The following is a 22629-nucleotide window of genomic DNA, read 5'->3' as shown; positions in this document are numbered from 1 at the left end:
AGGTGGCGCGGTCAATCGTGCATCAGGGCGGCAAAACCCATGGCGCTGCCGCCCTGGCGCAACATCTCCCAGGCCCGCGCGGCAAGGTCCGGACCGATCAGCGACGCCGCCTTGGCGCGCACCCGGTCTTCGCGTTCGGCCCGCCGCATCGGGGCGAGCAGGTCATGTGCCGCCTCGCGCCGCACACCGTCGCGGCGCAAGACGGTCACCGCCGCCTGGGTCTCGGTCAGCGTCGCGTCGGCCTGAACCAGAACGCGGTTGCGAATGTCCTGAACACGCGGATCGGCGCAGACGGCATCGTCATAGCTGTTCAATTTCGCCGTATCGTAGCCGACCGCGCGCATCGCCAGCACGGTGGCATAGCTGAACTTGGCCCCCAGGCCTGTTTCGGGCGCTGGCTGATTGCACACGCTCATCCAGCGGGGATGGGTGCGCACGACGATTTCGGCGATCTCCGGTGCGGCAATGTCCAGCGTGCGCGCCGCTTCAAGGGCGGCATGCAGCCCGTGGCAACAGGCGTGGAACTTGTGGCTGACCTGTTCGAAGAGCCAGGTTTCACCCAGGCCGTCCAGTGCAGGATCGGTTGCGTTCTCGCCGTGATGGGTGGCGCCAAATCCGAACGCACCCTCGATGGCATCGGGATTGGCGGTCAGCCCCCCGTCGATGAGGCGCGCAACCTCGACCCCGGCGCTGGCGGCCAGGCCGGCGTTATAGGGTTTGCCCATGGTGCCGAATTGCGCCTTGAGCCCCGCCGCGCGTGTGGCCGTCAGCCCCAGCGCGTGGCCCATCGCCGTTGCGTCCAGCCCCAGAATACGCCCGGCCGCCGCCGCCGCGCCAAAAGCCCCGGATGTGGCCGTCTGGTGAAACCCGGCCTGATAATGGCCGCGGCCCAGCCACAGACCGATGCGGATCGACAGTTCCATCCCGACCAGGGCCGCTTCGAGCACATCCACCAGCGGCGTTTCGCGCGCCTCGCCCACGGCCAGAGCCGCCGGAAACACCGCGACCGAAGGGTGGCCGATATGGGCAAAATGCGTATCGTCATAGTCCAGCGCATGGCTGGTTGTGCCGTTCACAAGCGCGGCGGCGCGCGCCGGAACCGCAACATCGCTGCCGAACAGTTGCGCCTGCCCTGCCCCGCTTTCGCCCAGCGCCAGGTCACGGACGATTCGCGACACGGTTTCATCGGCTCCGGCGCGCCCCACAGCCAGCCAATCGAGCGCCGAGAGGCAGGTGATCAGCCGCGCATCTAAGGTTGCGGCAACCGGGGCCGTTGCGAAGTCGGCCAATGTCGAAGTCAATGAACTGCTCATGGGCGCAAGATATGTCGGATGGGCTTGCCCATAAAGGCCAAAACTCAGGGAATGAAATCGGTGCAGGACGACCCGTTCGGAGCGTAGACCCATCCGGCGCTTTTCATCGCTTCGCCGTAAGGCACATGGGTTGTCACATACGTCCAATCCGCGACACTGAGATGATTGTACCCCACATCATCGCCCGGCATGATTTTACCGATCACCTGAAAAGGTTCCTGATGTCCGGCGTACAATGGCGTTTCAGGACCGGACCAGCCGATGCATTTGCCGGGCAATTCATCCAATACCGGCAGGCTGGTCAGCACCTTGCGGAAATTGATGTCGGGCAGATCCAGCCAGGTCCGGTTGGTATCGACCCGACACCCGATCCGGGCTTCGAGCGCCTGCACCTTCTGTACTATGTCGGTTTCACTGGGCGACAGTTCGACCTGCCGCCCGGTACAGTCGCTGTTGTCGAAGACGGTTTGCCCCAGGACGCTACCAAAGCAATACCCCGCCCGATCCATGACGTGATTGCGCGTCATCCACAGGTCGTCGCAGGCACCGTCCGCAAGGACCGGAGTGACGGGGACAAGCATGAGGGCAACCTGGATCCAACGCATGCTGGCAGATTGCGCAGCGCCGGGATCCGGGTCAAGCCCCAGGGCCGTAGAGTTCCTTTGCCCGCGCCTCGAAAGCGCGCACGATGTGTTGCATCGCCTCGTTAAAGACCAGGCCGATGATCTTTTGCAGGATCGCGTTCTTGAATTCGAAATCGACGTCGAACGACACGTCACAGCCCGTCGGGGTATCGTTGAAGGCCCAGTTCGATTTCATGTATTTGAACGGGCCGTCGATATATTCGGTGTCGATCCTGCGGGTCTCGGGCCACAGCATCACCCGGCTGCCAAAGCGTTCGCGAAACACCTTGAAGCTGATCACCAGATCCGCTTCCATCAATTGCGCCGCCCCCATCGGGGTCAGCTTGCGCACCCGGGCGGCGGCGCACCAGGGCAGAAATTTCGGATATTCGGCGACATCGGCCACCAGATCGTACATCTGCCGGGCCGTATAGGGCAGCGGACGGGTTTCTGAATGGTTTGGCATCAGTCAATGGGGCCGTTTCTTGGGTGACAGTGGCGCGTCATGTCGTATGTTGGCGCCAAAAGATCAAGGGGACAGCATGACAGAGCGTCCATATGTCATCGACGAAATGATTACGGCCAAGGCCATCGCCGCTCGAATCGAGACGCTGTGCCGCGAAATCGTCGCGGAGTTCGGCGACACCGACAAGTTGGTTGTGGTAGGCCTGTTGCGGGGCAGCTTTGTGTTCATCGCCGATCTGGTGCGCGAGCTGGATCTGCCTATCGAGGTCGATTTCCTCGAAGCGTCGTCTTATGGCGATGCCACCGAAAGCAGCCGCGAGGTGCGCATTCTCAAGGACCTGCGCGGCGCAATCGAAGGCCGCGACGTGCTGGTGGTCGAAGACATCGTGGACACCGGGCACACGCTGAACCACGTGACCCATCTGCTGGCCAGCCGCAATCCGGCGCGGCTGAAATCCATTGCCCTGCTGGACAAGCCCAGCCGCCGCGAGGTGGATTACCGCGCCGACTGGATCGGCTTTGACATCCCCGACGAGTTCGTTGTCGGCTATGGCATCGATTTTGCCCAACGCAACCGCAACCTGCCCTATATCGGCAAGGTGCGGTTCACCTGAGATGCGCTGGCTGTTGCGCATGTCCCGCTGGGCGCGCAACCCGCCCTCCGCGCGCCGTGTGGTGCTGGTGTTTGGCGTGATCGCGTTGTGCCTCGGCATCGTGGCTCTGGAATGGCTGGGCCTGTGGCCCGAGTGGGCCACGGCGCAGCGCATGCGGCGCTGACCGGCGGCCCTAGCCGGTACCGCCCAACAGACCGGCACGCTGTGACAGATAGTCCAGAATCCGGTCGCGCACGATGCGGATACGCGGCACGTCGCGCAGATCGGAATGAGTGCCGACCCAGATCGGCACCGAGATCCCGGGCATGGCCGTCGGTCTGCGGAGCAGCCCGGCGGTGGTGTCTCCGACAAACACCGGCAGGATCGCCGTTCCCATGCCCAGCAGTGCCAGTTCCCGCAGCACCAGGAAACTGTCGGCCCCGGTGGTAATCTGATCCTGCCGAACATGCGTCGCCATCCATTGCGCCGGGGCCGATCGCGCCAGCGGCCCGGACAGACCCAGCCATGTCTTGGCGGCACCCGGCCGGGAATAGGCCGCAAAAGCCAGATCCGAGCGCGTTTCACCGGCCATATCCTCGGGCAGGGTCTGAGTGGGACGCACCGAGATATCCGCCTGCATGCGCGTGAAGTCCAGATGGTTGTTGCTGCTCAGCAGGTCGACTTTCAGTTCGGACGATTCGGATTTCAGCCGTGCCACCAGCGGCGGCAATATCAACTGACAGATCGAATCCGTGGTCGACACTCGAACCACGCCACGCAACGGCGCCATTGCCCCGTGCATAAGACGTTCCACCGACAGCACAGCATTCTCGACCTCACGGGCGGCTTCGATCACCCGCGCCCGGTCCGGCAACACACGATAGCCGGTGGCGGTTTTTTCAAACACTGCACCGCCGTGGTCGGCTTCAAACGCCGCCACCCGGCGCAGGACCGTGGCATGGTTGACTCCCAGCCGACGTGCTGCGGCGCTGACCGAGCCATGCTCGGCCACGGTCAGCACAAAGCGAAGGTTGTCCCAGTTGAGGTTGTGCATGAATGATGAGGCACTCTGCGTTTTTTTCCAGTATATCTAGAAATCGACACATGTATACTGACCCGAGTGACACGGTTTTCCCCATGGAGGTTCTCGATGAAATACGGATTTGGACTGATTGCAGGTGCAGCGATTGCGGCAGTTGTCGGCACTGCGGCCATCAGCGATAACGGCCCCGACACCAAGGCGATCAATGCCGCCGTCAAGGCGCGGCAGTCTCAAATGACATTGTACGCGTTCAACATCAGTCTGTTGGGCGGCATGGCCAAGGGCGATGTCGAATATGACGCCGCCGCCGCCAGCGCTGCTGCGGCCAACCTGGCCGCCTTGTCCAAGCTGGATCAGTCCCGGCTGTGGCCGCAAGGGTCCGACAACGTGGCCCTGGGGGACGAAATGACCGAGGCCCTGCCCGCGATTTGGGCGGCAGACAGCGACGTCGGCAAAAAGGCCATGGCTCTGGCCGACGCCGCAACCGCGATGGAGGCGGCAGCGGGTGGTGGGCTGGACTCACTGCGCGGCGCCATCGGCCCGTTGGGCAAAAGCTGTGGATCCTGCCACGAGACCTATCGCAAAGCCGACGACTGATCCCTATGTTCCCTGAAGACCCCGGGGGCGGCCTTGGCCGCCCCTGAAACGTGACACCTCGATAAGCAGGCAGGCCGGACCGATGCGCAGTTTTTTGAAAGTCGTGGTGATTCTGGGTCTTGCTGTAGCTGGTGCGCTTTGGGTGCTGAGCCGGCCGAACACTCTGCCCGCGGATGCAATGAACGGGCTGGTCGGGGACCCGGAGCGGGGCGAGACCGTATTCTGGGCGGGCGGCTGTGCGTCCTGCCATGCCGCCCCCAAGGCCGAGGGCGAAGAAAAACTGGTGCTGTCCGGCGGCTATCGCATCGACAGCCCGTTCGGAACCTTTCTGGCCCCCAATATTTCACCAGGCCCGGCCGGCATCGGCGCGTGGAGCGCGCAGGACCTGGCCAATGCGCTGATCGCGGGCGTATCGCCCCAGGGGCAGCACCTGTATCCCGCCCTGCCCTATACGACCTATACCCACATGCGGACGCAGGATGTCGCGGATCTGAAAGCGTATATGGATACGCTGCCGGTCTCGGACGTTGCCAGCCTGCCGCACGAGCTGTCGTTTCCGTTCAATATCCGGCGCGGGCTGGGGCTGTGGAAACGTATCAACCTGACGGAAGAGTGGACTCTGACCCAGGCATCGACACCCGAAATCGAACGCGGGCGGTATCTGGTCGAAGCCCTGGGCCATTGCGCCGAATGCCACACGCCGCGCGACATCACCGGGGGGCTGGACCGCAGCCGCTGGATGCAGGGCGCGCCCAACCCATCGGGCAAGGGCAAAATTCCGGCCATTGATCCGGCGAACCTGACCTGGAGCGCGGGCGATATCGCCTATTACCTGGAGACCGGTTTCACCCCGGAGTACGACAGCGCAGGCGGACAAATGGCCAAGGTCGTGGCGGGCATGGCGCATCTGGACCCCGACGATCGGGCCGCTATTGCCGCCTATCTCAAGGCCCTGCCCTGACCGACCGGCTTTGCCGGAACCATGGCGAATGACGCCACAGGCATGTTCTGTTTCAACGGCGCCGAGGATCGACGGATGTTGGTCACTGGACACCCAGGAGCCGCATTTTTTCCTTACCGCGACGGGGGGCGCAGCGCGCACATCGGTTCTGCGGCCCACCGGGCTGTCTCGTTCGCGGGGCGGCCGTGGTGCCGCCCCTTTTTCGCTTCCGGCCGCTACAACCCCTTGGCGCGGTAACTGGCAGCGACCTTTTCGATCGACACCAGATAGGCGGCGGTGCGCAGATCTTCGACATTGTCACGGCTGTGCCAGACCGCGCGCATCGACTGATAGGCAATGCGCATCGTGTCATCCAGACCCGAGCGGACCAGTTCCAGTTCGTCCGCGCCGCGCAGATATTTCTTTTTGAAGTCCGGGGTCATCGACCAGGCGTCGCCGAGATACCGGTCAAGGCGTTCCAGTTCATCAATCACCAGCTGGTGACGCGCCTCTTCCTGACGGCGCTGCATCCGTCCGAAACGGATATGGCTGAGATTCTTGACCCATTCGAAATAAGACACGGTGACACCACCGGCGTTGGCATACATATCCGGAATAATGACGGTGCCTTTGGCGCGCAGAATGTCATCGGCCCCGGCGGTGATCGGACCATTGGCGGCCTCGATGATCAGCGGTGCCTTGATGCGGTCGGCATTGGTCAGGTTGATCACCCCCTCCAGAGCGGCCGGGATCAGGATGTCGCAGTCTTCCTCCAGCACCGCGCCGCCTTCGGCGGTATGGGCCGCGTCCGGAAAGCCGGTGACCCCGCCCCGTCCCTTGATCCAGTTGTAAACCGCATCCACATCCAGCCCGGCCGGATTAAACAGCGCGCCGTCCCGTTCGATGATGCCCGTGACGATCGCGCCATCTTCGTCGGCCAGGAACTTGGCAGCGTGATATCCCACATTGCCCAACCCCTGCACGATGACGCGTTTGCCATCCAGCGAGCCGCTGAGCCCGGCCTTTTCGATATCTTCGGGATGGCGGAAGAATTCCTGCAGGGCGTATTGCACCCCGCGCCCGGTTGCCTCGACCCGGCCGGCGATGCCGCCCGCGTTCAGCGGTTTGCCGGTGACACAGGCCCGCGCGTTGATATCGGTGGTGTTCATGCGCGCATATTGATCGGCGATCCAGGCCATCTCACGCTCGCCCGTGCCCATGTCAGGTGCTGGCACATTCTGGCTGGGATGGATCAGGTCGCGCTTGGCCAGTTCATAGGCGAACCGGCGGGTGATCAGTTCGAGCTCGTGCTCGTCATACTGGCGCGGGTCAATCCGCAATCCGCCCTTGGAGCCGCCAAAAGGCGCTTCGACCAGGGCACATTTATAGGTCATCAGCGCCGCCAGCGCCTCGACCTCGTCCTGGTGCACATTGCTGGCAAAGCGGATGCCCCCCTTGACCGGTTCCATGTGTTCGGAGTGGACAGAGCGATAGCCGGTAAAGGTCTGGATCTGCCCCCGCAGCCGAACCCCGAAACGCACGGTATAGGTCGCGTTGCAAACCCGGATCTTTTCCTCAAGCCCCGGTGGCAGGTCCATCAGCGCCACCGCGCGATTGAACATCAAATCCACACTTTCGCGAAAACTGGGTTCGTGCTTGAGGGTCATTTCCGGTCCTTCCAAAATGAGCAACGACTCGCTGTCGTTGATGTCGTGCCTCTCAGACTATGACGAGATCATTAATCAGTGCGACCTTTTTGAGCAGAATGTGAAACCGCAGACTCGCCCCGTTTACAGGTTTCAGTGTTTCACCGGCCTATTTCGGCGATTGTAGCGGGATGCGAAACGGTGAAGCGGGGCCGCGGCCATCGTCGCGAAACTTGTACATTTATGGCATGAATTTTGACAGATTTCGCCCAATTTCGGACAAGATTTCAAGCCATTCAGGTCCCGAGTTAATGTATCCGGCGTTTCAGATGCCGCCATTGGCAAAGAGGTGACACATGAATTTTCGGCCAGGACCGACCAGGATCAGAGAACCGAACGGGCCGGTGTCACCTTGGCTTTGCACAATGGGGTATCTGACCAAATTCCGGCGCGACGAAAGTGGCGCAATGCTGATTTTCTCGCTTTATGCCTTTCTCATCATTCTGTTGATCGGCGGTATCGGGGTCGATCTGATGCGATTTGAGCGCGACCGCTCGCGGTTGCAGTACACGTTGGACCGTGCGGTTCTGGCCGCCGCCGACCTCGATCAGCCCATGCAACCCGAATCCGTGGTGCAGGACTATTTCGCCAAGTCCGGGCTGGGCGACTATCTTGCGTCGGTCTCTGTGGATGAGGGCATCGGATACCGGGTGGTCTCGGCCACGGCCAGTGCGGATATGAATACGTTGTTCATGCATATGAACGGCGTCGATACCCTGACCGCACCAGCGGCAGGCACTGCGGAAGAACGGATCGACGGGGTCGAAATTTCGATGGTCCTGGACGTCTCGGGATCGATGAACCAGAACAGTCGGCTGCCCAACCTGATCGTCGCCGCCCGCGATTTTGTCGACACAATGGATGAAAACAGCGCAGAGGGCGACCTGTCGATTTCCATCGTGCCCTATGCAACCCAGGTGTCGGTTCCGGATGTGTTGATGCAACAGTTCAACGTCTCGGACGAGCATGAGTATTCCAACTGTATCAATTTCGAAAGCGCGGATTTCGACAGCCCGTCCCTGTCGGCATCCCAACCCTATCAACGCACCATGCATTTCGATCCTTGGAAGGACTATGACGGGATGGACAATAATCCAAAGGTGTTGATGGGCGACAACAGCAGCACCCTGCCGGTATGCGAAGCTTTGCCTGATCGTGAAATTCTGGCGATGCAAAACGATGTAACGGTGCTGAAGAACTACATCAGCAATCTGACGGCACGCGGCAACACATCGATCGACGTGGGGATGAAATGGGGCACCGCGTTGCTGGACCCCAGCCTGCGCCCGGTCATCGGCGAGATGATCGCCGCGGGCGCGGTTCCGGCCGAATTCGCCAACCGCCCGCAGAGCTACAACGACGGCGAGACCCTGAAAGTGCTGGTGCTGATGACCGACGGCGAGAATACCAGCCAATATTACGTTAATGACGGGTACCGCGAGGGTCCGTCCGACCTGTGGTTCAACGACGACGAGGACCGCTGGTCAGTCTACTACCCGCCCTATGACGCCTATTACTGGCCGCATGAAGACAAATGGGCAGACCATCCCTATGGGCAGGACGGCATGGGCTGTGTCGGCTACGATACGTGGAACTGGTCCTGCCAGGACCGGACCGAGGACGGATCGGCGGCCAACGTCGAATACCCGGATCTGTGGGCGTATGTATCGCTCAAAGCCAATGTCAAACGCCGGTATTATCCGTTCATGAACGATAGCACCGCCTATAGCCAATGGTATTCCAGCGTTCGCAACTATGTGAACGCAACCGTCAAGAACGCCCGCACCAAGGCAATCTGCGATACCGCCAAGAACCAGCAGATCATCGTCTTTGCCATCGCCTTTGAGGCCCCCAGCAACGGGCGCGCCGTGCTCAAGGACTGTGCCAGTTCCGACGCCCATTATTTCGAGGTCAAGGCCGACGGAAGCGGCATCAAGATCGACGATGCGTTTGCCTCGATCGCCAGCTCGATCCGCAAGCTGAGGTTGACCCAATGATCCGTTCATTCCTGCAACCGGCACGCCGGTTTCTGCGCCGCGAAGACGGTGTTGCGACCCTCGAATTTGTGCTGACGTTTCCGGCGATGCTGATGATCATGTTGTCCAGCATCGAAGTGGGGATGATGACACTGAACCATTCCGGGCTGGAGCGCGCCATGGATCTGACCGTGCGCGACATTCGCCTGAGCACCGGCACCGCACCGCAATATGACGAGATCAAGAACCGGATCTGTCAGCGCGCCGGGTTCATCAAGGATTGCGGCAACAACCTGAAACTGGAAATGGTCCAGGTAGATCCGCGTGACTGGGTGGGTGTCTCGCGCGAGGTGACCTGTACCGATGCCTCTAAGGAAGTGCAGCCCAAGACCATGTTCAAGAACGATGCCAAGGACAACGAACTGATGATCCTGCGGGCCTGCGCCAAGATCAAACCGATCTTTCCGACCACCGGGCTGGGCAAGAGCATCAAGAAGGACGGCGCCGGTCAGTACGCGCTGGTCTCTACTTCGGTCTTTGTCCAGGAACCGAGGTAAGCCATGTTTAAGCACCGTCTGATCCGCCGCCTCAGGGCCTTTGCCGACGACACGCGCGGCAGCATCATCGTAGAATTCGTGATCGCGATCCCGTTCATCTTCTGGTCGTTCATGGCCTCATATGTCTATTTCCAAGGCTACCAGCAAAGCGCGTCCAATTTGAAGGCCGCCTATACGATCAGCGACCTGATTTCGCGCGAGACCAGCGATATCAACGACGCCTATATCGACAGCATGGTGAACCTGTTCGACATGATGACACGCACGCCCTCCAACAGCTCCATGCGGATCACCGTGATCCGCTGGGACGGGCCGGACAACCGCTATTATGTCAACTGGTCGGCCAATCGGGGTTTTCCCGCAGAGCTGACCGACGCAAACGTGTCAGACCTGGCCGACAGGTTGCCAACCATGCCGGACAATGAGATCGTCATCCTTGTCGAGACCAACAACGAGTTCGAGCCGCTGTTCAAGATCGGCCTGAACGATCTGGTCCTTGAGAATTTCGTCTTTACCCGTCCGCGTTTCGTCGATCAGATCAAATGGCTGGACGCCTGATCGCGTTCGGCCAACCGCGTTGCCAGCGCCTCGGCCATATACTTGGCCTGATGGGCGGGGGTGACGCCGCCAATCCCGATCCGCGACCCGAACCGCCACCACAAACCCGGTCGCCAGGCGCGCGCGCCCGTGGTGCGGGTGCGCAACAGAAACCCGTTGGTCGGCTTGAAGGCGAACGATCCGCGCTGCACGGACTTGATGTCGGACAGGCGCGCGATCTCGGCTCCGCTGCTGTCGCGCAATCCATCATCGGTCAATTCGATCCGGAATGCCGTCGCTTGCCACAGACGCAAGGCGATCCACAGAACCACAGCCGCCAATCCGATCAGAACCGTCTGCCACAGCGGGTTGGGCGGGCTCGAAAACGCCCCGTAGACCATCAGAAACGCTATGGCCGCCAGCATTCCCACCCCGATCCAGCGCCGCACCGCGCTGGCCTCGATCACCGCGCGCACGTCGTGGTCCATGTCCCGCCTTTCGGTTGTTCAAAGACGGTCTAAACCGAATTCGCCGTCAGGAAAAGATCACTCGGCGACCGGGCGGTGTGGCATCACCTCGGCCCCGGGTTCTTCGGGTTCATCGTCGCGTATCTCAGCCGGAAAGCCGGGCGCGCGAATATCCAGCCCGGTCGCCTCTTCGAGACGCCGGATGATGTTGGGGGACAGTTCGCGCGGGCCGTACCGTTTGATCCCGTCCGCAAAGATCTCGATCAGCTTCGGACTCAGCTCCAGCGGCACACCGGCGCGGTCCGCCACCTGCTGGAACAGCCCGATGTCCTTGGCGACCAGATCCATGGTAAAGGAAATGTCGCGACTGCCGTTCAGGATCACCTGGCTTTCGGTCTCGTGCACAAAGCTGGTTCCCGAACTGATCCGGATCGCTTCATATGCCACATTCAGGTCCATTCCCGCCGCCTTGGACACCACCAGCGCCTCGGCACAGCTGACCAGATTCGCGGTCGCCAGATAGTTCGTCACCACCTTCAGGACGCTGGCGCTGCCCAGATCGCCAGTGTGCAACACCCGCCGCCCCATGATCGTCAGCAAGGGCAGAATTCGTTCGAATGTGGCCCTGTCACAGCCGGCAAAGATGCTGATGTTACCGGTATCCGCCCGATGGCAACCGCCCGATACCGGACAATCCACCGCCGCGCCGCCGCGTGACAGAACCTCGCCGCCCAGTCGTCTGACCTCGACCTCGTCCGTCGTGGACATCTCCATCCAAATCTTGCCGGGGCCGATTTCAGGCAGCATCGCCTCCATCACTGCGGCGCTTGCCGCCGGGCTGGGCAGGCAGGTGATCACCGCGTCGCAGGCGCGCATCATCGCCGCCGGATCGCCGCCAGCGGTCGCGCCACGGGCCACCGCCCCGGCGACCAGGTCGCTGTTCAGGTCATGTACGACCAGCTCGATACCATTGCGCAACAGGCTGCCCGACAGCTTGCCCCCCACGTTGCCAAGTCCAATGAAGCCGATGCGCATGACGGGTCCTTTCACGGTGCGGTTTTGCTGCAACTTCGCGTGCCCGTAAACGACAGTCGCCTCTGTTTGCGACCTTCCCTAAACGGTCTTTACCTTAACAATGCTGTTCTTTGCCGCCGATCGGGGCGCGCCTGGCCGTTGATCTGCAACGTTTCGCGCCAGCGCAACCGGGGCAAGCCTGCGGAGTGGTGGCACGGAGCCGCCAGACGCTGGGGGCAAAGCACCCGTTTGATGCGAGCAGGCTGACGATCTCGCCGCATGGGTCAGATTGTTTCCTAAAACCACATAAAATCGTTTTATTTTAACCAGCTAAATGAGAATCTGTAGAAAATTTCATTCAATTCAATATTCTATTCGCATGAATATTTGGACACATTTCAGGGCGTCAGCCGACGCACGCCAGGCCGAACGCCCTGGCGCAGACCACCCGGGTCCCCACAGGCCCGCAGGATCCGGTGTTGCGACACCAGAGTGCCATGTGCCTGCTGGAGGCGGTCTGCCGACCAAGGGAGGCCGTCCGTCTGCGCGCGATCACAATGCACGGGACGCGGATCTGCTAAGCGCGGTGATGCGGCAAACCGCTATGCCGGACACATCCGCCCAGACCCGCACGGTCGCGAAACCGGCCGGCCCGATCTTCTGGACCTTGCCCGGTTTTGAGCGACGGTGCCGGGTGTCCACCAATTTTGGCGAGTTGCCAATTCAGGCACTGCGCGTGCGCGACAAGGTCAAAACCCTGTCCGGTGGCTATAAGGAAGTGCAGTGGATCGACGAGATCCGGCTAGACGCCGATTTCCTGTCGCGCCATCCCGAGGCGCAACCGGTATATCTGCGTACCAAGGCGCTGGCCGCCGGACAACCGACGCGACACATGCTTGTGTCACCAGCCCAGGTGATTTGCACCGATGGCCGGATCGGCACCAAAAAGACCGGGCCCGCCACCGATTTCGAAGGTCATCCCAGCATATGCCGGGCCCCACAGGTCGAAATCACATACTATCGGTTTCATTGTGGCGAACCGGTTACGGTCTGTGTCGAGGGGGCCTGGTTCTGCGTCACGCCCTGATTTGGGCAGCCCGACCGCCCGTATTGCGCATTTGCGCACAGAACCGGTGAGATGGCAGAGATTGCCTGCCACCGCCGCGCGCCTATCTGATTGCCAAAGAGGCAAGCCCAGGAGGCCACGATATGTCCCTCAGACCCACAGTTGAGACCCGCAAAGCCGTTCCGACCATCGAGGGCGCGGGGGTGAAACTGCACCGCGCATTCGGCTTTCAGGATCCGTCCGAGCTGGACCCGTTCCTGTTGTTCGACGATTTCCGCAACGAACGTCCCCAGGATTATCTGAAGGGGTTTCCATGGCATCCGCATCGCGGCATCGAAACCATCACCTATGTTCTGTCCGGCAGTGTCGAACACGGCGATTCGCTGGGCAACACCGGGACGTTGGAGGCCGGAGACGTGCAGTGGATGACCGCCGGGTCCGGCATCATGCACCAGGAAATGCCGCACGGAAACGAGCGCGGCCAGATGCATGGTTTTCAGCTGTGGGGCAACCTGCCCGCGGCGCAAAAGATGACGGCGCCGCGCTATCAGGACGTGACCGCCAAGGATATTCCCGAGGTGATCGACGACGATGGCACCCGTGTCCGGGTCATCGTCGGCAGCTTCTGGGGCCGGACCGGCCCGGTCGACGGCATCGCGGCGGATCCGCAATATCTGGATGTCTCTGTCCCGGCGGGCGTGAAAAAGACATTTCGCATCGACACCTATCGGCGCGCCTTTGCCTATGTCTTTCAGGGCGCGGCAGCCTTTGCCGACGCCTCGGCCCCGGCGGGCGTGCTGCTGGAAAAAGAGGTTGCCGGGCAAGAGGTGAACATCCGCGACCTGTCAGGCGACCGCACGCTGATCCGCTTTGGCAGCGGCGACGAGGTCACGGTTCAGGCAGGTCCCGACGGAGTCCGGTTTCTGTTGATTTCCGGCGCGCCGATCAACGAACCGATTGCCTGGCATGGGCCGATCGTGATGAACACTCAGGAAGAATTGCGGCAGGCGATGCGCGATCTGCGCAACGGCAGCTTTATTCAACCGGCGCATTGAACCGGTCGCAGGATTGCGTCAGGCGGCCGCCACCGCCTTGCGCACCATATCCCAATAGATCGTTTCCACCTCGCTTACCGACAAGCGCCCGCCGCTGCGGTACCAGGTATTCACCCCGGTCAGCATGGCGATCACCGCCAGGGTTGCGATCTTGGTGTCGGGCACGGTGAACAGGCCCGATTTCACCCCGTTCTGCAGGATCTGTTCCAGCTGATCCTCATAGGTACGGCGCAAACCTTCAATGGTCGCGAAATTCGCCTCATCGAGATTGCGCAGCTCCATATAGGACACAAAAACGGCGTCCGGACGTTGCAGGTGAAAGGCAATGTGAAAGCGGGTGAAATCCTCGAGCTGTGCCATGGCGGTATCGGGTAACCCTCGATCCGCGCGGGCCTGCAGCAATTCTTCCATGTGGCCCTGCATCAGGCTGAACAACAGGTTCTGCTTGTCGGGGGTATAGTTGTACAACGCCCCGGCCTGTACACCGACCTCGGTCGCGATCCGGCGCATCGAGACCGCTGCATAGCCGTGGCGGGCAAACAGCTGAAGAGCGGCCTCGCGGATGCGAGGCCCGGTGATATCGGAATGTGAACCGGTGGTACGTGCCATGTCCTGACGCTATATGAACGGTTGTTCAGAAAAAACCCCTGCTTGCGCCTTTTCCGACAAACAGGCACACACTGATCCATGTTTTTGTCCGAGGTGCCGATGCCGCCGACCCGCACAGCCCTGATTTCCGCACTGATCGCGGTCTGCCTGACGGGATGCGGCAGGGCGCCCGAACTGGACGCCACCATCCCCGACGGCCTCAGGACAGCCGATTTCCCGGCACTGGTGCCGATCGAAACCCTGATCGACCCGCTGCCGGGTTCGCTGGAACAGTCCGAAATCGAGCTGCAGAAACTGCAAATCCGCCACGAAAACCTGAGGTCGCGGGCCAATCGGTTGAACCGGCCAATCGTCGATGAGCAAACCCGCGCACGCATGCGGGCCGGGGTTGCCGGATAGGCGGCGCCAGTTGACGCGTTGCACCGCTGCGCCGAACCGGCTAAGGCACATCGAAACGCAAGATCAAGGGACAGCTTTATGACGACACCGTTGCGCCTGGGAGTAGCAGGTTTGGGAACCGTGGGCATGGGCGTCGTGTCCATTGTGCGGCGTCAGGCGGCGCTCTTGGCCGCGCGCACCGGTCGGGATATCACCATCACCGCCGTCTCTGCCCGCGACGCAGGTAAAGATCGCGGTCTAGATCTGTCGGCCTATGCCTGGGAGAGCGACCCTGTCGCATTGGCGCAGCGGGATGACGTGGATGTGTTTGTCGAACTGATGGGCGGCGAAGACGGCCCAGCCAAGGACGCAACCGAGGCGGCATTGGCCGCAGGCAAGGACGTGGTCACGGCCAACAAGGCGATGTTGGCAATCCACGGTCAATCCCTGGCCGAAATGGCCGAGGCCGCCGGCCGCGTCATCCGGTTCGAGGCCGCCGTTGCCGGCGGAATCCCGGTGATCAAGACACTGACCGAGGGGCTGGCCGGAAACGAGATCACCCGCGTGATGGGGGTGATGAACGGCACCTGCAACTATATTCTGACCCGGATGGAGAACGCGGGCCTGCCCTATGAAACCGTATTCAAAGAGGCCGACGATCTGGGCTATCTGGAAGCCGATCCGACGCTGGACGTCGGCGGCATCGATGCCGGGCACAAGCTGGCTTTGCTCAGCTCTATCGCCTTTGGCACCGTTCCGGATTTCGACGGCATCGAAATCGAAGGCATTCAGCGCATCGCCATCGAGGACATCCGGCAGGCCGCCGACATGGGCTATCGCATTAAGTTGCTGGGCGTGGCACAGCGGACCGGGCGCGGGCTGGAGCAACGCATGCAGCCCTGCCTTGTGCCTGCCAGTTCGCCTCTGGGGCAATTGGAAGGCGGCACCAACATGGTGGTGATCGAAGGCGATGCAGTGGAACAGATCGTGCTGCGCGGACCCGGCGCGGGCCAGGGTCCGACCGCCAGTGCGGTGATGGGCGATGTTTGCGACCTGGCCCGGGGATTTCGGATGGCGACCTTTGGTCAGCCTGCGACAACGTTGCAGAGCGCCCCTTCGACCCGCGCGGCCCTGCCTGCGCCCTATTATCTGCGCCTGGCGCTGCTGGACAAACCCGGCGCGTTGGCCAAGATCGCCGCGATCCTTGGCAATTCCGGGGTTTCGATTGACCGGATGCGCCAGTATGCCCATTCCGAGACGGCCGCACCGGTGCTGATCGTCACCCACAAAACCACCCGCACCGCGCTGGACGAAGCATTGGCGGCGATTGAAAAAACCGATGTGGTGGTGGCCCCCCCGGTCGCTTTGCGCATCGAGAGCGTCTGACCCAACCCAGTTCCCCAACAGGAGTTACATTCATGACCGGAACAATAGAATTCCATGACCGCCTGCTGTCGCTGGGGCTGGCCCGCGTCGCCGAACAGGCCGCGCTTGCCTCGGCCTCGCTGGTTGGGCGCGGCGATGAAAAGGCCGCCGACCAGGCCGCCGTCAATGCGATGCGCGAACAGCTGAACCTGCTGGATATCGCCGGCGTCGTGGTGATTGGCGAAGGCGAACGCGACGAGGCCCCGATGCTGTACATCGGCGAAGAGGTTGGCACCGGAAATGGCCCCGGCGTCGATATCGCGCTGGACCCGCTGGAAGGTACCACGCTGACGGCCAAGGACATGCCGAACGCGCTGACCGTGATCGCCATGGGGCCGCGCGGCTCGATGCTGCACGCGCCGGATGTGTATATGGAAAAGGTCGCCATCGGCCCCGGCTATCCCGAGGGCCTGATCACGCTGGACATGCCCGCCGCCACACGGGTGTCGGCGCTGGCCACCGAAAAGGGCTGTTTGCCGTCCGATATCACGGTCTGCATCCTGGAACGGCCGCGTCACGAAGAGATGATCGCCGAGGTGCGCAGCACCGGCGCCTCGATCCGCCTGATCACCGATGGGGACGTGGCCGGGGTCATGCATTGCGCCGAATCCGAAAAGACCGGCATCGACATGTACATGGGCTCGGGCGGCGCACCCGAGGGTGTGTTGGCGGCGGCGGCGCTGAAATGCATGGGGGGGCAGATCTATGGCCGCCTGCTGTTCCGCAACGACGATGAAAAAGCCCGCGCGGCCAAGGCCGGGATCACCGATCTGGACAAGATCTACGGGCGCGACGAGATGGTGCAGCAGGACGTAATCTTTGCCGCCACCGGTGTGACCGGCGGCACCCTGCTGGCGGGGATCAAACGCGAGCCGGGTTGGTTGACCACGCAGACTCTGTTGATGCGCTCCAAGACCGGCTCGGTGCGGCGGATGGAATACCGCACGCCGGTCTGACGCCCCGGACCTGAGCGGGCTGCCCCGGCGGGCCAATTGCGCAACACCAAGGCCGGGTCCAAAGGGATCCGGCCTTTGGCGATGGAGGACAGGATGGCATTTCTGGGTGTCGAACACTCGCTGACAGGGCGGCGCTGGGTCGGGCCGGACATCGAGACCGAGCGGGCCTCGGATGCGATGGTACAGGCGACGGGGCTGCCTCGGGCGGTCTGTCAGGTGCTTGCGCGCCGGGGCATACCGCAGGCCGAGGCCACCGCCTTTCTGACGCCCCAGCTGCGCGATCTGCTGCCCGATCCCCGCGGACTGAAGGACATGCAAGTGGCAGCCGCGCGGTTTCTGGTCGCCGTTCAGCGCCGCCAGCGCATCGCCATCTTTGCCGATTACGACGTCGATGGCGGCAGCTCCGCATCCCTGCTGATCAGCTGGCTGCGCGACATGGGGCTGACCGCGACCCTGTATATCCCGGACCGCATCGACGAAGGCTATGGTCCCAATGTGGCGGCGATGCAGCAGCTGGCGGCTGCGCATGACCTGATCGTCTGTGTCGATTGCGGCACCCTGTCCCACGAACCGATCGCTGCCGCCGCAGGCACCGACGTGATCGTTCTGGACCACCATCTGGGCGGCGAGACCCTGCCGCCTGCGCTGGCGGTGGTGAACCCCAATCGTCAGGACGAAAGTGGCGATCTGGGCTATCTCTGTGCCGCCGGCGTGGTGTTTCTGATGCTGGTCGAACTGCGCCGCCAGATGCGCGATGCCGGTGGTGGCACCGGTCCCGATCTGATGGCGCTGCTGGATCTGGTGGCCCTGGCCACGGTGGCGGATGTGGCGCCGCTGATCGGGGCCAACCGGGCGCTGGTGCGCCAGGGGCTGACCGTCATGGGCCGCCGCGCGCGGCCCGGGCTGGTGGCCCTGGCGGACGTATCGCGTATGGATGCAGCCCCCAGCACCTATCATCTCGGGTTTCTGCTGGGTCCCAGGGTCAATGCGGGCGGACGCATCGGCAAGGCGGATCTGGGCGCACGCCTTCTGTCGACCGCGTCCGTTCCCGAAGCCCAGGCACTGGCCGAGCGGTTGGACGCCTTGAACGCCGAACGCCGAGACATCGAGGCCGTCGTGCGCGCCGCTGCGTTGGAACAGGCCGAAGCGCGTGGACTGGACGCACCGCTGGTCTGGGCCGCTGGCGAAGGCTGGCACCCCGGCGTCGTGGGCATCGTCGCCTCGCGGTTGAAAGAGGCCGCGAACCGCCCCGCCATCGTTATTGGCCTGGACGGGAACGAGGGCAAGGGCTCGGGCCGGTCGGTGTCCGGCGTTGACCTGGGCGCGGCGATCCAGCGGCTGGCTGCGGAGGGTCTTTTGATCAAGGGCGGTGGGCACAAAATGGCCGCCGGGCTGACAGTCGCGCGCGATCAACTGGAGCCGGCCATGCAGCGGCTGTCAGAGCTGTTGGCAAAACAGGGTGCTGACCAGCGCGGGCCGGCAGATCTGAAATTGGACGGCACCCTGATGCCGTCGGCCACCAGCGTCGAACTGATCGAAGAGATCGAGTGCGCGGGCCCCTTTGGTGCCGGTGCCCCTGCCCCGCGCTATGCTCTGCCGGACCTGCAAATCCGCCATGCCCGCCGCGTCGGCGAGTCACATCTGAAACTGTCGCTGGCCGACGGTATGGGCGGCAGCCTGAACGCCATCGCTTTTGGCGCGTTCGACACCGATCTCGGGGCGCGGCTGACCGATCATGGCGGTGCCCGCTTCCACATGGCGGGCCGCCTGGAAATCAACACCTGGAACGGGCGGCAGTCGGTCCAGTTGCGTCTGGATGATGCCGCCTCTGCCAGCGGAGGCTGATACATGGAAAATCAGATTTCTTGGCCCGTCCGTGTTTTTTTCGCTTGCGCCCAAACCGGCGATTGCCTAATGAACCGCTCACTAACAGTGGCCCGTTCGTCTATCGGTTAGGACGCCAGGTTTTCAACCTGGAAAGAGGGGTTCGATTCCCCTACGGGCTGCCACTTATCCCTGTAAAGTATTGTATTTACTGGATAAATTCTTAGCCGCCGCGCCTTGCCTAAGCATTGTCTAATGGGTCCAAGGCCACAGAACCGTCTCAGAATACCCGGAGAACGCTCACGAAGACGTGAATACACTTCGCGTGTCGCCCTGTCGGCACCGCTGCGTCAAACCATTCGACCGGACGCACTACGTTAGCCTCGTTCTGGGCTACGACGCAATATCGCATATGATGGCACAAGATACGTCCACCTATTGCGAAAGAGGAACTACATCACGTCCGCTAAGTTCTCCCCCGGCGATATTGTTCAACTTAAATCTGGCGATCCCGCGATGACCGTTTCAAAGGTCGAGACAGCTTTCGGTTCGAGCAGAGAAGGTTACAACTGCAAATGGTTCAAAGGCGATTCGAAGGAACGTACCCATTTCGAAGAAGAAACATTAAAAGCGTACGTTGCCCCACAAAGCCATGACTGAAGCGGAAGCCGCGCAATGGATGCTAGATGAATACAAGGAATTTTGATTATTGTATCAAGAAGCTGTCGCAAGTCACCTCTTTCAATTAAACGAAGAGACATTGGCATACTTCGACAAGTCTTCGAACTTGTGCCTTGGCAAAGACGTATTGAAGATTTTTAACCAACTTACGTCCGAAGCTGTCTATGAACGTACGGGCAAGTTCTGGCGCATTCGGCTTGAAACCGATCAGCCGGGGCGACAACAGTGAAGATGTTTCCGACCCGTAATTGCGGCGAAGGCACAAGGTTCTTGTATGGATAGCGTTACTTCCGACATACTTACTGTTTTAGGCTTGGCTATTACCCTTGCCGGGGCTTGGATCACGGCCCGCGCTGTTATCCTAAAGGAAGACGACGCAATCGATATTGGACTTGCTAGGTTTTCCGGCAAAACACGCGAAGAAAATTTGCGCCTCCCCATGGTGCAAAACCTGCTTGCGTCTTCGCGTGGGGCGCGGCGGGGTTTGCTTTTCATTGCGGGCGGAACCGCGTTGCAGATTGTGCCAATAGCCTTTCGCCTGATTTCGCTGGCCATCACATCACCTTAAAATGGATCGTCAGGCACCTATGTGTGACATTTTACAGGGCTAAAGACCTGTTCTTATGTTATTTTAAGGAGTTGGAGATGGTGCGGCCGAGAAGACTCGAACTTCCACGGGTGTTACCCCACAGCGACCTCAACGCTGCGCGTCTACCAATTCCGCCACGGCCGCACACCTAGGCTTGGTGAAGCCGGGCTATAGACCAACGCCTGCGGCTTGTGAAGAGAAAAAGCAGGCGGCGGCGCCCCCCATTGGCGGGACCGGTACAGCAACCGCGCTTTCGCTGCTCCCGAGGGCTTTTCCCCTTTGCCCGGGCAGGCTAAAGCATGGGGTATGGTAGAGTGGATCACATCGGACGGGATGACGGACTATCTGTCCGCAGTTGCCTTTATGGAGGCGCGCGCCGCTGCGATTGCCGAGAGCAGAGCCGAGGAATGTATCTGGCTGCTCGAACACCCGCCGCTGTACACCGCCGGCACCAGCGCGCGGCCTGCGGATCTGACCGATCCGCACCGTTTCCCGGTCCACGAGACCCGGCGCGGCGGGCAGTATACCTATCACGGGCCGGGGCAGCGGGTGGTCTATGTGATGCTGAATGTGGGCCAGCGCGGCCATGATGTGCGCGCCTTTGTCAAACAGCTGGAAAACTGGGTGATCGCGGCGCTGGCCGAGTTCAATGTCACCGGCCACATTCGCGAGGGCCGTGTCGGGGTCTGGGTCGAGCGCGACGACAAGCCCCGCACCGCCACCGGCGCCAGGGCCGAGGACAAGATCGCTGCCATCGGCATCCGGTTGCGCAAATGGGTCAGCTTTCACGGCATCTCGATCAACGTCGAGCCAGATCTGGAACATTTCGGCGGCATCGTGCCCTGCGGAATCACCGAACATGGCGTCACCAGCCTTGTCGATCTGGGCCTGCCGGTGACGATGGCCGATGTGGATGTCGCGTTGCGCCGCAGTTTCGATACGGTTTTCGGCAGCTAACGCCCGGATCAATGCCCGATCAGCTGCGCCCCGCTACAGCCGTGGGCGGCGCTCTCCAGTTCCAGTGTGGTATGGGCAATGCCAAAGTTGCGCGCCAGACGCGCCTTGAGGTCGGAACGGATCGCCTCGGCACCGGGCCAATCGGTGCTGGCGACCACCACATGCGCCTGCAGTGCCGCCTGGTGTTCCTGCATCAGCCACAGGTGAACATGGTGTACATCCTCGACACCCTCCGCCGCGCGGATGTCGGCGATGACGTCCCCGGTGTCCACTCCCACCGGTTGCCCCAGCATCAGAACCCGGATGACGCTGCCGATCTCGGCCTTGACATGCCACAGGATGTAACCGGCGATCAGCAAGGTCACCAGCGGATCGACCCAGGTCCAGCCCTTGAGGATCACCAAAGTCCCGGCGACGATGACCGCAACCGACCCCAGCGCATCGGCGACGTTATGCAAAAAGGCGGCGCGAATGTTCATGCTGTCGCGTGACATCGAATAGGTCAGCGCCGCTGTCACCAGATCGATCACCAGCGCGATGACCGCGATCCAGACCACCAGCCAGCCGTCAATGGGTTGCGGGTCAAAAAAGCGCGCAACCCCTTCGTAAACCAGATAGATCGCAATCACGACCAGCGTCGTATAGTTGACCAGCGCCGCCACCACTTCGACCCGCCCATACCCGAAACTCATCTGCGCATCCGCCGGGCGCCGGGCGATCTTGCGCGCGGCAAATGCAATGATCAGCGCCACCGCGTCGGAAAAATTATGCAGCGCATCCGCGATCAACGCCAGCGATCCGGACAGCAGCCCGCCGATAACCTGCGCCACCGTCAGCGCCATGTTGACGGCCACGGCCCAGGCCACCCGGGCATCCCCGGCCTGCGGATCGATGTGATGATGATGGTGGCCATGATGATCGTGCGGCATGAATCGGGTCCTTTACCAGTCGCAAGTGGCAGTCTAATATCTTTAGTCGCTAGAGGTTCAAGAGGTATTGCGTTGTTTTCTATCGGCGAGATGGCACGGCGCACGGGATCAGGTGCCGACGATCCGGTTCTATGAGCAAAAAGTTCCTGCTGCCCGATTTCGATCGCATCTCTTCAGCTTGCGATGGCAACCATGATCATGGTTGCGCCGCGCGGCATGCTTCCGGCGATACGGCCGCCGCCAACTGCATCGGCCACGCACCTGATCATTTCGGCCTTTTCCGTCGCTGAAAACACAGTCTCCAGCACCTGGATCTCCATGGATGGCATA

At 61.7% G+C, this 22629-nt stretch carries 27 protein-coding genes and 2 tRNA genes; 19 read left to right on the top strand and 10 right to left on the bottom strand.

Features of this window, described 5'->3' with window-relative positions:
• Window positions 1-11: 11 nt before the first annotated feature.
• From NANH_RS0102610 to NANH_RS0102600, 3 genes are read right to left on the bottom strand one after another with little or no spacing between them, the layout of a single operon-like run.
• The gene (locus NANH_RS0102610) at window positions 12-1313 is read right to left on the bottom strand and encodes an MmgE/PrpD family protein (protein ID WP_027260641.1); all 1302 of its coding nucleotides are present in this window, start codon (window positions 1311-1313) and stop codon (window positions 12-14) included.
• A 44-nt stretch (window positions 1314-1357) separates the two neighbouring features.
• Complete coding sequence (locus NANH_RS25225; RefSeq protein WP_245601381.1) at window positions 1358-1894, bottom strand: DUF4453 domain-containing protein; 537 nt, start codon at window positions 1892-1894, stop codon at window positions 1358-1360.
• A 55-nt stretch (window positions 1895-1949) separates the two neighbouring features.
• Entirely contained in the window at window positions 1950-2402 is a 453-nt protein-coding gene (locus NANH_RS0102600; RefSeq protein ID WP_027260640.1) for a type II toxin-antitoxin system RatA family toxin, read from the bottom strand.
• Window positions 2403-2478: 76 nt separating this feature from the next.
• Between NANH_RS0102600 and hpt the strand changes: the two genes are divergently transcribed.
• Window positions 2479-3015 (top strand): hypoxanthine phosphoribosyltransferase, encoded by a 537-nt coding sequence (hpt, locus tag NANH_RS0102595; protein ID WP_027260639.1) that lies wholly within the window; start codon window positions 2479-2481, stop codon window positions 3013-3015.
• Between the two features lies 1 nt (window position 3016).
• Window positions 3017-3178: a hypothetical protein gene (locus tag NANH_RS28875; RefSeq protein ID WP_036049289.1), complete on the top strand. Its 162-nt coding sequence runs from the start codon at window positions 3017-3019 to the stop codon at window positions 3176-3178.
• A 9-nt stretch (window positions 3179-3187) separates the two neighbouring features.
• On the opposite strand, the gene NANH_RS0102585 is transcribed toward NANH_RS28875, so the two are convergent.
• Window positions 3188-4048, bottom strand: coding sequence for a LysR family transcriptional regulator (locus tag NANH_RS0102585; protein ID WP_027260638.1), 861 nt, complete (start codon window positions 4046-4048; stop codon window positions 3188-3190).
• 96 nt (window positions 4049-4144) lie between these two features.
• Between NANH_RS0102585 and NANH_RS0102580 the strand changes: the two genes are divergently transcribed.
• The gene (locus NANH_RS0102580; protein WP_027260637.1) at window positions 4145-4633 is read left to right on the top strand and encodes a c-type cytochrome; all 489 of its coding nucleotides are present in this window, start codon (window positions 4145-4147) and stop codon (window positions 4631-4633) included.
• A gap of 82 nt (window positions 4634-4715) precedes the next feature.
• Window positions 4716-5594: a cytochrome c gene (locus NANH_RS0102575; RefSeq protein ID WP_027260636.1), complete on the top strand. Its 879-nt coding sequence runs from the start codon at window positions 4716-4718 to the stop codon at window positions 5592-5594.
• A gap of 215 nt (window positions 5595-5809) precedes the next feature.
• Here NANH_RS0102575 and NANH_RS0102570 read toward each other — a convergent pair whose 3' ends face one another.
• Window positions 5810-7240 (bottom strand): Glu/Leu/Phe/Val family dehydrogenase, encoded by a 1431-nt coding sequence (locus NANH_RS0102570; RefSeq protein WP_027260635.1) that lies wholly within the window; start codon window positions 7238-7240, stop codon window positions 5810-5812.
• Between the two features lie 404 nt (window positions 7241-7644).
• On the opposite strand from NANH_RS0102570, the gene NANH_RS0102560 reads away from it, so the two are divergent.
• The 3 genes from NANH_RS0102560 to NANH_RS25215 are packed head-to-tail and all read left to right on the top strand — an operon-like array spanning window position 7645 to window position 10370.
• Complete coding sequence (locus tag NANH_RS0102560; RefSeq protein WP_074920533.1) at window positions 7645-9276, top strand: pilus assembly protein TadG-related protein; 1632 nt, start codon at window positions 7645-7647, stop codon at window positions 9274-9276.
• Window positions 9273-9812, top strand: coding sequence for a TadE/TadG family type IV pilus assembly protein (locus tag NANH_RS0102555; RefSeq protein WP_027260633.1), 540 nt, complete (start codon window positions 9273-9275; stop codon window positions 9810-9812). The genes NANH_RS0102560 and NANH_RS0102555 overlap by 4 nt, the downstream gene beginning before the upstream one ends.
• Before the next feature lie 3 nt (window positions 9813-9815).
• Window positions 9816-10370, top strand: a complete 555-nt coding sequence (locus NANH_RS25215; protein WP_074920531.1) for a TadE/TadG family type IV pilus assembly protein — start codon at window positions 9816-9818, stop codon at window positions 10368-10370.
• Here NANH_RS25215 and NANH_RS0102545 read toward each other — a convergent pair.
• Together NANH_RS0102545 and NANH_RS0102540 are read right to left on the bottom strand one after the other, a co-directional pair.
• A complete protein-coding gene (locus NANH_RS0102545; protein WP_027260632.1) occupies window positions 10346-10837 on the bottom strand; it encodes a hypothetical protein in 492 nt (163 codons plus the stop codon). The genes NANH_RS25215 and NANH_RS0102545 overlap by 25 nt on opposite strands.
• A 57-nt stretch (window positions 10838-10894) precedes the next feature.
• Window positions 10895-11851, bottom strand: a complete 957-nt coding sequence (locus tag NANH_RS0102540; protein WP_027260631.1) for an NAD(P)-dependent oxidoreductase — start codon at window positions 11849-11851, stop codon at window positions 10895-10897.
• A 583-nt stretch (window positions 11852-12434) separates the two neighbouring features.
• Here NANH_RS0102540 and NANH_RS28780 point away from each other — a divergent pair.
• Window positions 12435-12917, top strand: a complete 483-nt coding sequence (locus tag NANH_RS28780) for a Hint domain-containing protein (protein ID WP_161631356.1) — start codon at window positions 12435-12437, stop codon at window positions 12915-12917.
• A gap of 122 nt (window positions 12918-13039) precedes the next feature.
• On the top strand, window positions 13040-13951 hold the full coding sequence (locus NANH_RS0102530; RefSeq protein ID WP_027260629.1) for a pirin family protein: 912 nt from the start codon (window positions 13040-13042) through the stop codon (window positions 13949-13951).
• 18 nt (window positions 13952-13969) lie between these two features.
• On the opposite strand, the gene NANH_RS0102525 is transcribed toward NANH_RS0102530, so the two are convergent.
• Window positions 13970-14560 carry a TetR/AcrR family transcriptional regulator gene (locus tag NANH_RS0102525; protein ID WP_027260628.1) on the bottom strand — a complete coding sequence of 197 codons (591 nt, stop codon included), beginning with the start codon at window positions 14558-14560 and terminating at the stop codon, window positions 13970-13972.
• A 78-nt stretch (window positions 14561-14638) separates the two neighbouring features.
• Here NANH_RS0102525 and NANH_RS25210 point away from each other — a divergent pair, with 78 nt between their 5' ends.
• The 8 genes from NANH_RS25210 to NANH_RS0102495 all read left to right on the top strand — a co-directional run bounded on the left by NANH_RS25210 (window position 14639) and on the right by NANH_RS0102495 (window position 20392).
• The gene (locus NANH_RS25210; protein ID WP_051372207.1) at window positions 14639-14959 is read left to right on the top strand and encodes a hypothetical protein; all 321 of its coding nucleotides are present in this window, start codon (window positions 14639-14641) and stop codon (window positions 14957-14959) included.
• A gap of 78 nt (window positions 14960-15037) precedes the next feature.
• Window positions 15038-16324: a homoserine dehydrogenase gene (locus NANH_RS0102515; RefSeq protein WP_027260627.1), complete on the top strand. Its 1287-nt coding sequence runs from the start codon at window positions 15038-15040 to the stop codon at window positions 16322-16324.
• 32 nt (window positions 16325-16356) lie between these two features.
• On the top strand, window positions 16357-17319 hold the full coding sequence (gene glpX / locus NANH_RS0102510; RefSeq protein ID WP_027260626.1) for a class II fructose-bisphosphatase: 963 nt from the start codon (window positions 16357-16359) through the stop codon (window positions 17317-17319).
• 93 nt (window positions 17320-17412) lie between these two features.
• The gene (gene recJ, locus NANH_RS0102505; protein WP_027260625.1) at window positions 17413-19164 is read left to right on the top strand and encodes a single-stranded-DNA-specific exonuclease RecJ; all 1752 of its coding nucleotides are present in this window, start codon (window positions 17413-17415) and stop codon (window positions 19162-19164) included.
• 89 nt (window positions 19165-19253) lie between these two features.
• Window positions 19254-19328: transfer RNA gene (locus NANH_RS0102500), tRNA-Glu, on the top strand.
• 253 nt (window positions 19329-19581) lie between these two features.
• Window positions 19582-19803, top strand: a complete 222-nt coding sequence (locus NANH_RS29540) for a YodC family protein (RefSeq protein WP_281170993.1) — start codon at window positions 19582-19584, stop codon at window positions 19801-19803.
• A 49-nt stretch (window positions 19804-19852) separates the two neighbouring features.
• Window positions 19853-20053: a DUF6953 family protein gene (locus tag NANH_RS29765; RefSeq protein ID WP_407694652.1), complete on the top strand. Its 201-nt coding sequence runs from the start codon at window positions 19853-19855 to the stop codon at window positions 20051-20053.
• Between the two features lie 45 nt (window positions 20054-20098).
• Window positions 20099-20392, top strand: coding sequence for a hypothetical protein (locus tag NANH_RS0102495; RefSeq protein WP_027260624.1), 294 nt, complete (start codon window positions 20099-20101; stop codon window positions 20390-20392).
• A gap of 78 nt (window positions 20393-20470) precedes the next feature.
• On the opposite strand, the gene NANH_RS0102490 is transcribed toward NANH_RS0102495, so the two are convergent.
• Window positions 20471-20557: transfer RNA gene (locus NANH_RS0102490), tRNA-Leu, on the bottom strand.
• Window positions 20558-20719: 162 nt separating this feature from the next.
• Between NANH_RS0102490 and lipB the strand changes: the two genes are divergently transcribed.
• On the top strand, window positions 20720-21370 hold the full coding sequence (lipB, locus tag NANH_RS0102485; protein ID WP_027260623.1) for a lipoyl(octanoyl) transferase LipB: 651 nt from the start codon (window positions 20720-20722) through the stop codon (window positions 21368-21370).
• An 8-nt stretch (window positions 21371-21378) separates the two neighbouring features.
• Here lipB and NANH_RS0102480 read toward each other — a convergent pair whose 3' ends face one another.
• Window positions 21379-22299 carry a cation diffusion facilitator family transporter gene (locus NANH_RS0102480; protein WP_027260622.1) on the bottom strand — a complete coding sequence of 307 codons (921 nt, stop codon included), beginning with the start codon at window positions 22297-22299 and terminating at the stop codon, window positions 21379-21381.
• Between the two features lie 131 nt (window positions 22300-22430).
• Here NANH_RS0102480 and NANH_RS28310 point away from each other — a divergent pair, with 131 nt between their 5' ends.
• On the top strand, window positions 22431-22589 hold the full coding sequence (locus tag NANH_RS28310; protein ID WP_154665555.1) for a hypothetical protein: 159 nt from the start codon (window positions 22431-22433) through the stop codon (window positions 22587-22589).
• The last annotated feature ends 40 nt before the right edge of the window (window positions 22590-22629 follow it).

This window comes from Sedimentitalea nanhaiensis DSM 24252, assembly GCF_000473225.1.
Lineage (GTDB): Bacteria > Pseudomonadota > Alphaproteobacteria > Rhodobacterales > Rhodobacteraceae > Sedimentitalea > Sedimentitalea nanhaiensis.
This window is presented reverse-complemented; position numbering and strand designations above follow the sequence as displayed.